The 12,357-nt window shown below is 42.2% G+C and carries 16 protein-coding genes; 2 read left to right on the top strand and 14 right to left on the bottom strand.

The window, feature by feature from the left end; all coding sequences use genetic code 11:
- The first annotated feature begins 168 nt into the window (after window positions 1-168).
- Window positions 169-987 carry an alpha/beta hydrolase gene (locus tag LRA01S_RS06085; RefSeq protein ID WP_061774729.1) on the top strand — a complete coding sequence of 273 codons (819 nt, stop codon included), beginning with the start codon at window positions 169-171 and terminating at the stop codon, window positions 985-987.
- A gap of 15 nt (window positions 988-1,002) precedes the next feature.
- On the opposite strand, the gene LRA01S_RS06080 is transcribed toward LRA01S_RS06085, so the two are convergent.
- Window positions 1,003-2,010, bottom strand: coding sequence for a YeiH family protein (locus LRA01S_RS06080; RefSeq protein WP_061774728.1), 1,008 nt, complete (start codon window positions 2,008-2,010; stop codon window positions 1,003-1,005).
- 126 nt (window positions 2,011-2,136) lie between these two features.
- Between LRA01S_RS06080 and LRA01S_RS06075 the strand changes: the two genes are divergently transcribed.
- Complete coding sequence (locus LRA01S_RS06075) at window positions 2,137-2,982, top strand: LysR family transcriptional regulator (protein WP_061774727.1); 846 nt, start codon at window positions 2,137-2,139, stop codon at window positions 2,980-2,982.
- A gap of 43 nt (window positions 2,983-3,025) precedes the next feature.
- On the opposite strand, the gene LRA01S_RS06070 is transcribed toward LRA01S_RS06075, so the two are convergent.
- From LRA01S_RS06070 to LRA01S_RS06010, 13 genes are all read right to left on the bottom strand, one after another.
- Complete coding sequence (locus tag LRA01S_RS06070) at window positions 3,026-3,742, bottom strand: YebC/PmpR family DNA-binding transcriptional regulator (RefSeq protein ID WP_061774726.1); 717 nt, start codon at window positions 3,740-3,742, stop codon at window positions 3,026-3,028.
- Window positions 3,743-4,007: 265 nt separating this feature from the next.
- Window positions 4,008-5,147 carry a nucleotidyltransferase gene (locus tag LRA01S_RS06065; protein WP_061774725.1) on the bottom strand — a complete coding sequence of 380 codons (1,140 nt, stop codon included), beginning with the start codon at window positions 5,145-5,147 and terminating at the stop codon, window positions 4,008-4,010.
- Window positions 5,144-5,779, bottom strand: a complete 636-nt coding sequence (locus tag LRA01S_RS06060) for a hypothetical protein (protein ID WP_061774724.1) — start codon at window positions 5,777-5,779, stop codon at window positions 5,144-5,146. The genes LRA01S_RS06065 and LRA01S_RS06060 overlap by 4 nt, the downstream gene beginning before the upstream one ends.
- Window positions 5,780-5,975: 196 nt before the next feature.
- The gene (locus LRA01S_RS06055) at window positions 5,976-6,731 is read right to left on the bottom strand and encodes a class I SAM-dependent DNA methyltransferase (protein ID WP_061774722.1); all 756 of its coding nucleotides are present in this window, start codon (window positions 6,729-6,731) and stop codon (window positions 5,976-5,978) included.
- A 50-nt stretch (window positions 6,732-6,781) separates the two neighbouring features.
- A complete protein-coding gene (gene rsfS / locus LRA01S_RS06050) occupies window positions 6,782-7,138 on the bottom strand; it encodes a ribosome silencing factor (protein ID WP_061774721.1) in 357 nt (118 codons plus the stop codon).
- A 6-nt stretch (window positions 7,139-7,144) separates the two neighbouring features.
- Window positions 7,145-7,558, bottom strand: a complete 414-nt coding sequence (locus LRA01S_RS06045) for a lipase family protein (protein WP_169797130.1) — start codon at window positions 7,556-7,558, stop codon at window positions 7,145-7,147.
- 31 nt (window positions 7,559-7,589) lie between these two features.
- The gene (locus tag LRA01S_RS06040; protein ID WP_144259887.1) at window positions 7,590-8,111 is read right to left on the bottom strand and encodes a hypothetical protein; all 522 of its coding nucleotides are present in this window, start codon (window positions 8,109-8,111) and stop codon (window positions 7,590-7,592) included.
- Complete coding sequence (yqeK, locus tag LRA01S_RS06035) at window positions 8,086-8,685, bottom strand: bis(5'-nucleosyl)-tetraphosphatase (symmetrical) YqeK (protein ID WP_061774718.1); 600 nt, start codon at window positions 8,683-8,685, stop codon at window positions 8,086-8,088. Before yqeK ends, LRA01S_RS06040 begins: the two co-directional genes overlap by 26 nt.
- A complete protein-coding gene (locus LRA01S_RS06030; RefSeq protein ID WP_061774717.1) occupies window positions 8,675-9,277 on the bottom strand; it encodes a nucleotidyl transferase family protein in 603 nt (200 codons plus the stop codon). Before LRA01S_RS06030 ends, yqeK begins: the two co-directional genes overlap by 11 nt.
- Before the next feature lie 82 nt (window positions 9,278-9,359).
- Window positions 9,360-9,668, bottom strand: a complete 309-nt coding sequence (gene yhbY / locus LRA01S_RS06025) for a ribosome assembly RNA-binding protein YhbY (RefSeq protein ID WP_061774716.1) — start codon at window positions 9,666-9,668, stop codon at window positions 9,360-9,362.
- 181 nt (window positions 9,669-9,849) lie between these two features.
- Window positions 9,850-10,539 carry a hypothetical protein gene (locus LRA01S_RS06020; protein ID WP_061774715.1) on the bottom strand — a complete coding sequence of 230 codons (690 nt, stop codon included), beginning with the start codon at window positions 10,537-10,539 and terminating at the stop codon, window positions 9,850-9,852.
- Between the two features lie 107 nt (window positions 10,540-10,646).
- On the bottom strand, window positions 10,647-11,783 hold the full coding sequence (gene yqeH / locus LRA01S_RS06015) for a ribosome biogenesis GTPase YqeH (protein WP_061774714.1): 1,137 nt from the start codon (window positions 11,781-11,783) through the stop codon (window positions 10,647-10,649).
- Window positions 11,765-12,292: a YqeG family HAD IIIA-type phosphatase gene (locus tag LRA01S_RS06010; RefSeq protein ID WP_061774713.1), complete on the bottom strand. Its 528-nt coding sequence runs from the start codon at window positions 12,290-12,292 to the stop codon at window positions 11,765-11,767. The genes yqeH and LRA01S_RS06010 overlap by 19 nt, the downstream gene beginning before the upstream one ends.
- Between the last annotated feature and the right edge of the window lie 65 nt (window positions 12,293-12,357).

Genomic DNA, 12,357 nt, shown 5'->3' with positions numbered 1-12,357 from the left:
TTCAAAAATGATAATATCTTAAGTAGGCTGACATACAAAATGTCCCAAATATCGTTTGTTTACCCGATCAATCACTGTAATAGCATATTGCTACAAAGTTCAGTATAATAAACCTATATGACAGACGCAAATAAGCTACCTTAATTGGGTTAGAATTGACCACATACTATGAAGAAAATAATAGCAGTACTATCACTGATAGCAATCGCCTTAGGCATGTTATTAATAGCTACAAAACCAAGGGTCTTAGATAAAAAATCAACGGGCAATTACCAAACACCTACCTTGTTTGTCCATGGTTATGGTGGTGGCTATGGCTCTGAAAAAAATATGATTTCGGATTTGAGTCAGCATGCAGGATTTCGTCAAGTGCTCAGATATAATATTGACCGCAATGGCAACATATCTAGCTCTGGCCATTGGCAAGCCGATGTCAAGCACCCTTTAATCGCCATGGTCTTCAATGATGGCAGACCCAACGACAAGTATTTAAGTCCTATTCTTAGTCGAATCAAAAAAGATTACAAGATTAAGGCATTTAATGCCGTAGGACATTCAGGTGGCGCAACCGCTTGGGTTAATTGGGCAGTGACTGCTGACAAAGAAGAAATGCCTGAATTACAACGTCTTGTCACGATTGCTGGGCCATTTAATGGGTTTATGGGTATGTCTGAAAAAACAGATGTGGCAACCATCAAACTTGATTCTGACGGCAAGCCGGATACCATGATTGGCGCCTATAAACATCTAAACGATAATAAAGATAATTTTCCCAAAAACATAGATGTTCTAAATATTTTTGGTGATACTGGAAAAGGAAGTGACTGCGTTGTACCTGTCAACTCTGTCCGATCTTTAAGATATATCGTTGAGCAAAACGCTAAAAGTTACACCGAACAAGAAGTTAAAAATAGTAAATCACAGCATAGCAAGTTACACCAGCATAATCCATTGGTCAACCAAGTGCTTTATAACTTCTTAAAATGACAACTAACTTCTTAATCAACCAATCCTAAACAAGTGTATCAAAACGAGTGCTGCAAGCGTCTGAACGATACCGACGAGTAAACCGTAAGTTAAAAAGCTGAGTCCTTCTTTCATGAACTTTTTAAAATCTAGTCGCAGGCCAATCGCTGCCAAAGCAATCGTTTCAAACCAGGTACCAATTTGATGCGCCCCATCATTGAAAAACTGGGGGAGTTTAACACAACTATTTAAGATACAGACGCTTAAAAAGGCGATGACATACCACGGAACACTGACTTTTTTAAGGTGTTGCACTTGCGCTGTCCCTTGCTTTTGGGCCCGCTGTTGAAAAACGAAAACGACGACGACTAAAAAGATAATTCGCGTGATTTTAAATAGCATGGCATAGCTGACTGTTTCTGGATTGATCAAACTAGCACCTGCGACAACTTGACCGACTGATTGTAAAGTCCCGCCTAGTAAGGCACTATTGGCTAATAGATCTTTACCGTAAAGCATCGTGCCTAAAAAAGGTAATGTCAACATCATAACAGTTCCCAACAGATTAACGAGCGTAATCACTTGTCCTTTTTCATCATCTTTAGCTCCGATACTTGGGGCGATGGCACCAATCGCTGAAGAACCGCAGACAGCATTGCCACCCGCCATCATCGTTGACATATTGTCAGAAAATCCTAGCCTTTTACCAATTAAAATGGTGGCAGAAATCACAGTCGCCATCATCGCTATAATATAGCCTAGACCATTGAACCCTAGATGACTGATTGTCTGAAAGGTCACCGTAAAGCCGAGTAGAACGACGGAATACTCTAATAAAACACTCTCAGAGAATTTTGTCCCGACCGCCAGAACTTCCTGCTTAAAAAAGGTATTGCCTAAAACAATCCCGAAAAGAATCGCAAGTGTTGCCCCACCTAGATCTGGTAAAAAGATGGCGACTATTTTGGCAAGGACGGCAACTGAAACAGACAGTCCCAAGCCCGGTAGAAGTGGGGTGTATTTTTTTAGTAAGGCATTTTCCATATGATTGACTCTCTTTCTTTCATGGCTAGTTATTGCTTCTACATCTTATTATAGTTCAAAATTTCCATTACTTTCATTAATTGATATAATAGCTTTAATCAAAAAAAATGATAGGAGAGAATATAGATGTTCAAAAAATTAACCACCTTTAAGGCCGTCTACGAAACTAAAAATTTCTCTAAGGCAGCGGAATTATTGTTTGTCGTCCAACCCACAGTTTCTGCACAAATTAAGCAATTAGAAAATGAATTAGATACCACACTTTTCATTCGCAATGGCCGAAAGGAAATTTTGACAACGCCACAGGCTGATTTACTCTATCAAAAAACAGGACATCTTTTGGATGACTGGGAAGCACTTAAACTCTCGATACAGCAACAAAAGGATAACATCACTCACTGCGTTATCGCTGCTTCCCATACTTTTTCCATCTATTTGTTACCAGATTTAATCATCAGCTTAAGGCAGCATTTCCCTAACATTACTTTCGACATTAAAATGATGAACTCACTTGAAGTTCTAGAGGCCTTAGAACACCACGAAATCGACTTTGGCTTTATTGAAAAACCCCTATCAGCTAAACAGATCCACCGATTTCCCTTAGCTGATGATCAGCTCGTCCTAGCTGGCAATCCAGAAGCGGGTCCTTGGCTTGTTCGAGAAAAGACATCTGGCGTCTACTACTATACGCAACGCTATCTAGAAGAACACGATATCCAAACAGAAACACATACCATTCAAAATAACGAAATGATCGTCGCTCTACTCAAAAAAGGGTTCGGCTGTGCCATCATCTCTCAGCGTGCAGCGCAAGACATTCCCTATCAAAAGCTATCTGAAAAATATAGCAGACAGTTCTATCTGATCACCCGTGAACAAGATAGCCTGTCAGAGTTAACCAACATTACCCAATGGATTCAAGAAAAAGCTGATTTTAAAACAACCGACAAATCAACCAAACTCCAAAATTAGCAACAAAAAAAGCGGTGATTATCATCGCCTTTTTTATTGTTAATTAGAAATCCGCTACATTGTGATAAACTTTTTGCACGTCTTCGTCATCTTCAAGTGCGTCAATAAGTTTTTCAAATGTTTCTAGGTCATCACCTGATAGTTCAACTTCGCTTTGCGGAATCAATTCAAGTTCTGACACGGTGAATTCAGCAACACCATTCTCACGAAGTGCTTCTAAGGCTTTGTGCAAGGCTTCTGGTTCTGTATAAACGATGACTTGATCATCTTGTTGCTCAACGTCACGAACATCGATTTCTTTTTCTAAAAGATACTCGAAAATCTCGTCTGCATTATCTCCAACAAACCCAATGACACCTGTATTATCAAACAAGTAAGATACTGAACCAGAGGCACCGAAGTTACCACCGTTTTTATTATAGGCAGCACGAACATTAGCAGCAGTCCGGTTAACATTAGTTGTCAACGTGTCAACGATGACCATAGACCCGTTAGGACCGAAGCCTTCGTAACGACCTTCTGTAAAGGTTTCATCATTGCTACCTTTGGCTTTATCAATGGCTTTGTCGATAATATGACGTGGCACTTGCGCTTGTTTCGCACGTTCAATCGTAAATTTCAGTTTTGAGTTTGACTCAGGATCTGGATCTCCTTGTTTCGCTGCAGCGTAGATTTCCACACCAAATTTTGCGTAAACCTTTGAGTTTGCGCCATCTTTAGCTGTTTTCTTTGCAACGATATTCGCCCATTTGCGTCCCATTAATAGTCCTTCTTTCGTATCCTTTTGTATTCTGCTATACTCGGTTAAGTAAAGAAAGTAAACAACATTTTTGAGATATTTTTTGTCAATTCAAGGCGACAAGACGCAGGCGTACATGTGTACGTCAAGACGTGTCAACAAAGAAGTGACGGAAAATAGTCCAAAATGTTTACTTTATTTACTTAACTGAGTATATACTATTTTATCATAATTTCGACATTTGTCAGCTCTGCGTATCATTTTTGATACTTTTTAGCGTATTAACTTACTTTTCTACTTGGGCTGCGCCATGCGTCTGCCTAAGCGGTGGTCGGCCATAATTTTGCTCAGGGATGGCTTGATTGCCTAGACGATAGATGGCGTCTGCTTGAAGCGTGAGTGCATCTTGATAGGTTTTACCGACCTTAGTCACGACATCAAATTTTTTTAGATAACGCTGACCTGCTGCTGAAAAGCCTAGCACATGTGGCTTAGGTTGTTCAAAACCTTGCGTTTTGGGCACATTGATCAAAATATAAGTCAACAAACGTCTGACTCGCGCCTTGGTATAGCGCTTCGTCACAACCGCATCCACTAAGGCTTCAAAATCTGTCGCTGTTTTAATGGCACTTTTCAGTCTAACAGCCAGCTCATCATTAACCTGGAAAATGTCGGTGAGTCGGGTAGCTAGTAGCTGGTATTTAAGCAAGGGAAAATAATCCGACCACTGGACTTTTGGCGCGAGATGAAAACTAGTAAACTCTGGCATAAAGTTCGAGAGGTCGTCATCAGCGTGCTCACGAAGTGCCGTTGCTGATGCAAAGTGTGATAGGGTTTCATCGTGAAAACCTGCCCCAAGCCGCTTGACTGGTTGTAACTGAATATCAGGCGCAACAGTTGCGACTGCTTTTGTATACGCCAGTCCTAAGATGTGATTGGGTGTGTTACCGTCAAACCGAATCCCAGCAAAGGTCTGCCACATCTGCTGCATCTTTTGCGGATAGGACAAATTGTCAGGTAAAGTCTCTAGAAAGGCCTGAATCTCTGCCTCGTTTTCACGGTAAACTTGACGTAGCCTATCATAGTCGATGGCATCGGAATCCGTTCCAAAAACTAACTGATCAATGCCTAAATCAGCAAGCATCTGCACCGCATATTGGGCGAAATAGTCAGCCCCCTGAACACTAGCAAAAAATGGTAGCTCGACGATGATGTCCGCACCATTTTTTAAGGCCATTTGGGCACGTGTCCACTTGTCCACGATCGCAGGCTCTCCTCGCTGCATCCAATTGCCACTCATGATGACGATTTTCAAACCTTGTGCTTGTGACAGCAAATACTGATGCCCATGATGGAAGGGATTAAATTCTGCGATGATCCCTGAAATCTTGGCAGAATCTTCGCTAGAAACTTTGGATGAGGTCATGCCTTATCCTGCCATTTGTCATAAACTTGCATGGCTATGTCAATTTCTTGTTTATGTTGGGCTTTCAGTTCTTCATTAATCGACTGCTGCTCCACCATTTCAGCACGTCTTTTCTTCGCAAATTTAGCAAAAATGGCATCCAAAATTTCCCGCATCTGACGGCCAGCATTTTCTTGAACGTCATCATCAAACTGGTCCGACTGATCCATATAGATGACAGACATTTTAGTCCATTCATTCATAAAGAAGGTATCGATTTCCTGATGAATGTAGGCTGCCAAGTCTTTTGGTGTGCTATTTAATTCGGCCAAAGCTTCCTGACGCTTAGGTGTTGAGACATAGCGTTTGATAGGGTCAATCGGTTGCGTAGATTTGGCTTGTGCGCGCATGGCTTCAACTTGCACTGCAGCCTTAGCCTCTTTTCTTTTTTGACGACTTGGTCGTCTAACAAGCCACCAAACGATGAGGGCTAGAAAAACAATCCCCATTAATTCTTCCGAGATGTCGGCTAGAACGACTAAACCTACGATGACTAAAAGTACTTTTAACCAAGTCGGAAATTTTCTCTCCCGTTTATTTTGTGTCAAGTAGGCAATTAAGCCAACGACCACGATGATACCTAAATAGAACATAGTATTTTCCTTTCATTTAAAAAAGTGTACCAGCTACTAACCTGATCAAGACTATCATAAAGACGATAGTTAACAGAACGCCGAATATGTTAAGTAGACAGCCTAGGCAGCCACCTCGTTGATTGCCACCACCACTGCTCTCTCTTTTCTGCATAGTGCTTCATGATATAGAAGTCTGTCGGTGTCATGTCCATGTTTAATCTTTTCTGGCAACAAAGAACCAACGGGCGCTGTCGTCATCTTGATCACTTGGTGCAACATCTTCAAAGTCGGCAAAAACTTGGACTGAGACAAAACCGGCATTGTCTAACATGGTCAAGTAGTTGTCAATCGTGTAAGTCCGTTCGTCATGAACTTCATCACGGCGTTCGAATTTGCCGTCACTGTCTTTGACAAAGAAGGTCAATTCATGGGTGATACTGTGGGCTTTTTCGCCTGGAAATGAATCCCATATAAAGGCAAAGTCTTCTTCGTTTTCGTGGTAGGTATAGCCTGGAAAGACATTATCGATCTGATGCACGGAGTGCACATCGAAGATAAAGGTGCCTCCTGCATTTAAGGCGTTGAAGACGCCGTCAAAAACTTCTTGTACGGCCTCACGGTCAGGCATGTAACAGATGCTGTCGCTATAGCAGGTCACAGCGTCATAGGTGCCGACGTCGCTCAAATCACGCATGTCACCTTCGATGAAGCCGATACCGACGGAGTCATCCAGTTCATCAAGCGCTCGGTTATAAGCGATGGTCAGCATTTCTTCTGACAGGTCGAGGCCTGTTACGGCGTAGCCATCTCGCGCAAACTGCACAGAAAGCTTGCCCGTACCACAGGCAAGCTCTAATATTTCCTTGGTTTCTGACGGTAGATGACGGCGCGAAAAGTCATGCCAAGCTTCATAGAGCGTGTCATCCATAATCGTATCATAAACGCGTGCAAATTCTTGATAATTATCCATATTTTCTCACTTAGTTAGATGCGCTTGAAGTCGCACCGCTTTCAGTATCATTATACTGTCAACCACTTGTCAACGTCGATATCTGGCGCATCATGCCAAAGTTTTTCAAGGCTGTAGGTCAGGCGTGAATCATGAGTCATGACATTGATAACCACGTCAATCAAGTCAATTAGGACCCAACCATCTGCACCAACGCCTTCAACGCCGTGGATTTCGCCGCCATCTTTTTTGATTGCTTCTGTAATATTGTCCACGATGGCGTCGATTTGACGCGCATTCATAGCTTCCATCACGACAAGCGTGTCCATGACACCGCTCACTTCACGCATATCTAGGGCAACAATATTAAGAGCTTTTTTATCATCTGCAGCTTTCACTGCGATTTGTAGTACATTTTGAGTTGTCATCTTGTTTTATCTTTCTATTTTTCCATTCGGATCAAATCGCCATGAAGCGATGCCGTGATAGACAAAGGGCGTGCGTGCGAGGACAAAGCGCCGATTACTGAATATTTCAGCACCTGTCCCGTTGCCCGCAAAATTGCCCATGGCATCATAAGCATGGCGGTAATTTTTAAGTTTAAGTTGTTGGTTTTGAGGCATGTCGTCTAAAAGTTGACATGGGTCTGGCGCATTATAAACCGTGGCTTCAAGCCTTTGTCGACAAGCGACGTATAAAGCTAGAAAGCCGCCCAGTGAATGACCGGTCAGCGTGATTGTCATGTTAGGATAATCCGCTTGAAGGGCCTGATAAAATTTTTCAGCTTTTTGATGCTGCTGACTATTTTCTGAACTAGGCAGATTTTGTTTAGAGACAATTGTCGTCATATCCATCTTCAAATCCCTGGCATCCAGTGGATTAGTTCCAGCATATAATGAGCTGAGTTCGACTGACTTGCACAGCCATGGCTTGCATACCTGTCAGATCATCATCAATTGTTTGAATGACCTGAAATCGATCATCTAAACAATCCCCTGTACAAATCGGTTCAAAATGATCTTGCAGGGCCATCTGATCATCAACATAATAAGCAAAATCACTGAGAAAATTATAGTCAAAATCGGTGATAGCATAGCTTTCTGGCATAGCCCAAATCGGGGCATGGCGACGAACAATATATCGCGTATCAGAGAGTTGTCTTACCGCAAAATAGACGTTTTGAGAACTCCTAATATGTTTGTAACCATAAACCGAGGCCCGATGAAAGTTGCCAAAGGTAACCGTTGGATCATTCTTTAAATAAGCTAAAAATTGTCGCTTACGTCTATTCCTCAGTAAAGCCTGATAGATACGTTGAGCACCATTAATCGCCAGAAAACCAGCGGCAAAACCTAGGAATAAACGTTTCTTGGTCCTATTTGAGTTGGTCAACATAGGCATTATAGGTTAAAATCGTTTGTGGGTAGATCCTGACATGTTTGCTAGTTAGAAATGCGACCGTGTGCACCGTTTCATAAGCGACAGCAGCATTTAAATCCTGCTCATAAGCTAGGAGACGTGCAGCCTCAACACCCTCAAAAGTCCGCCCAGCTTCGACATAATCTGCCACATACAAAATCTTATCTAGCAAGGTCATGTCCGCGCTCCCGACCGTATGAATCTCAATCGCTCGAAGAATCTCTGAATCCGTCAACCCTAAATCTTCCTGAATTTTATAAATCCCAACCAGACCGTGCCAGACATTATTATTCCAGTTGAGGAGGTCTGGGTCTAATTGATATTTTTGGATTAGATGGATAAAAGTGTCGTCGGTCTCTTCCTTAGCATAATCATGCAGGAGCCCCGCTAATTCTGCTTTTCTAAGGTCAGGATAGTCCCAACGCTCTGCTAACCTAAGTGCGGCTTGTGCAACATTTTGCACATGCTGAAAACGTTTCCCAGACATATTTGCTGAAAGTTTGTCCAGCAGTTCAGCCCGTGTCAGACCAACTTCTGGATAAAAATCAAAGGCCATACAATCCCCTCTCCTTAATTACGTCAAGCACCGCATCTGGTATCAAAAATTTAGGTTCAATCCCATGCCGCATCATATCCCGCAGATTTTTGGACGAGATATCCATCTGTGGCACATCAACCCACAAAATCGGTAAGGACGTCCCGGTCCTAAATTTTGGTCGCTGCACCCCCACAAGTTGCACCAGTTGCGCCAATTCTGACGCATTTTCAAGCTGAGACAACCTACCAATTTCATCACTTCCAGCAATCAAATAAAAGTCTGTCTCCGGATTATTAGCAATCAAGGTTTTCAACGTGTCGATGAGGGGCTGTCTCGCACGGTTGAGTCGCGCCATATCAATACCAAAGCCCGGATGCCCTTGCAAAGCACGCACTAAGAGGCTGATAATTGTCCCATTTTCATCATCATACTCAGGCATAAACAAAATACGCTCGAGGTTGAGCTCGCGCCACACTTGATCTGCTATGACCAGATGGGCCAGATGAATCGGGGCAAATTTCCCGACAAAAAGACCGATCTGACGGCGCTCACCAGTTTTTTGAGGTTCAAGTTCAACTTTCGTATAGGGTGTGAGAAGTTCAATACCCATCAATAACTCCTTTGACGGTAAAACATGCGTGAGAATTGGTGCTGAGGTGCTGAGCCCTTGCGGCTCGCCTTAAAGAACAGGCTTATAAGTCTTTGACTTTAAGGGAAAGTTTGCGATTTTCGCGTTTTTCAGCTACTTTGAAGACGACTAAAATGCGGCCAATTTTTTGAACGACATCAAATGACATTTCTTCGATTTCTTCTGCGACATCATTGATATCAGCATCAGAGTTTTGGAGAATCGCCACTTTGATCAACTCACGGGCATCTAGTGCTTTACGAATACTGGTTTTGATTTCATTTGTTAAACCACCTTTTCCGATTTGAACAATCGGTGTCAAGTGGTGCGCTTCAGCGCGGAGATAGCGTTTTTGTTTTCCTGTTAATTCCATAGTGTTCTTTCTTTATTTAGCGTATAACCGCTTGTGTGCTGTCGATTCAATTTTTAAATCTCTAAATTTAATTTTACCATAATTTAGAAGAAACAAAAAGGAAGGAATCACACCTTCCTACTATTTATCATGGTTGACAGCTTTTTAGTCCGACATCCTATCTAGATTTCCTAGCTGATTTTTACCTATCTGTTTGTTTTTCAGTGCCACGTACCTTATTTAAAGCTATAGCTGCTGAACTAATGGTCTTTTGTGCTGTCATCAAGGCTTGATTGTATTCTTTGTTGACCTTATCTACTGTTTCGTTCTGATTAAGTTGGATAGCCTGCAGGTCAGTTAACATATTCAAACTAATCTTGATATTTTCTTTTATTGCTGCAACATAGTCACCATACTCTTTGGGTAAATCGTCTAATTTCTCTTTTGGTGCAGCCTGATCAATCGCTTTTAGATAGCCTTTACCATTGGCAATCAGAGCATTAATTTTGACTTGATTGTTATTGATGATTTCTTGTCCTTTTTCAGGAGAGATATCACCGGAAGCGCCCCATTCATTGATCATTGAGGTCGTCAGTTGATTGGCTTCAATCCCGTATTTTTGGTAATCATCATTGTCATTAATTTTATCCATGACTGCTACTATCGTATCTGACTTGGGCATCTCTACCGTCAGTGCCGCATACATGAAAGTACCGAGACTTGCAACCACAACAAGTAGCGCAAGCAGAAATTTCAGCAACTCACGTTTCTTATTTTTACCCGCAATCAACTGAATCAAAAAAACAAGCATGACGACTATGGCAACTGCTGCAACGCCTAGACCAATATACGCCATTGGATTTTCTTGAAATAACAAGCTCATTGTATTCATCTTTTTCCCTCAATATTCTCTTTTAATCTTATTAAAAAACCATCATATCATAAAATGATGATGGTTTCAATCTATCTGAATATGAGGTTTAATCAAAATAGCGCTTTTTAGATTAAACTTTTTCTAACGACGACATCAACACCCTCAGGTACCCAAACAGCAATAATCGCTGGTTTCGCAACACGAATCCATCCCAGACCAGAAAAGACGATATCTGATTTTTCTTTAAGAGCAAATTCTTTTCGGACAAGTTTAGGGAAAGTGTCCATGTCATCCTCTCGAGGTGGTGCTAGAAGGCTGCCTTTATGCTTCACATAAAACTCATCTGCTTTTTCAAGTTTGGTTCTGTGAATCATGAGATGATTATCAAAGAAACCTGTAAAGCCTTGCTTGTCACCTTTTAGGTAATCAAAACGTGCCAAACCACCCATGAATAAGGTCTGACCTTCATTCAACTGATAAGTTTTTGGTTTAATTTCTTTTTTCGGACTCACTAATTTCAAGTCTTCAGGCCCGATAAAGTGCGCCATTTGATGGCGATGGATAATCCCTGGTGTGTCAATAATAAAACTACCATCATCCAAAGGAATCTCGATTTTATCAAGGGTTGTCCCTGGGAAACGACTGGTCGTGATCACATCACTATCTCCAGTCGCATTTTTAATAATGGCGTTTATCAAGGTTGACTTCCCGACATTGGTCACACCAACCACATAGACATCACGACCCTCACGATAGTTTTCAATCTCATCTACAAGATCCAGTGTGTCATCACGGTTATAAGCGCTGGTCAGCACCACATCAACAGGCCGCAAGCCTTCCTCATGGGCACGTTCCCGTAACCAGTTTCTCACTTTGCTTTCCTTGACCGATTTCGGCAAGATATCGCGTTTATTCCCAACTAACAGCACATCATTTCCCGCTACAAACCGATGCAAACCAGGAATAACCGACCCATTAAAGTCAAATATATCAACGACATTGACGACCAAGGCATTAGTATTGCCCACTTCTGTCAAGAGACGCAAAAACTCATCATCACTGATGTTAACAGCCGCAATCTCATTATAGTGACGCAGACGGAAACAGCGTTGACAATACAACTCGCCTGTTTCTAATCCTTTTTCTAGTGCTGATTGAGGCGTGTAGCCGATGCCTGCTTTATCTGTCGTTTGAATGACAGCCCCACAGCCAATACAATGCAAAGCTTCTACTTCTTCTGATACTAAATCGCGTTCTGCCACTCGGGTTCTCCATATTTTTCTATTAACTTGCGCCATACGCGTCGTTCACGCGCACGATTAAACTTCGTATTCCAGGCATCTGAGGTAACCAAAGGTTGCACCAGAACACTCCGAACTCCCGCCCGCTTAGCAGCGCGAATATCCGTCATCAACTGATCGCCGACCATCACCGCATCCTCAGGTTTTTCTCCCAAGACCGCAAGGGCTTTTTTAATGCCCATGTCGAAAGGCTTCATAGCACGACTAACAAAAGGCACATCGAATCGCTCGACAGCCCTCTTAACGCGATCGTGATTGTTATTTGACACGACGATGACTTTGATGTTTGTGGCTTTCATCTCTGCTAACCAAGACCGCATCTCAGGCGTACCGTCAGGATTATTCCAAGCCGTCAAGGTATTATCTAAATCGACCAAGACAGCACGAATGCCATGCCGTTTCAAACTTTCCGCGTTGAGCCGATAGGCAGCTGTCAGCAGGAAATCCGGTTTATAATTTTCAATGCTCATGTTCTCATTATAACATAAAAGCTCGCCAAGTTAGGCGAGCTTTTAGAAAAGGGAAGGTTATGAAA

Source organism: Pseudolactococcus raffinolactis NBRC 100932, assembly GCF_001591765.1.
Taxonomy (GTDB): Bacteria; Bacillota; Bacilli; order Lactobacillales; family Streptococcaceae; genus Pseudolactococcus; species Pseudolactococcus raffinolactis.
Note: the sequence above shows the minus strand (reverse complement) of the source record. Positions and strands in the feature narration are given on the sequence as shown.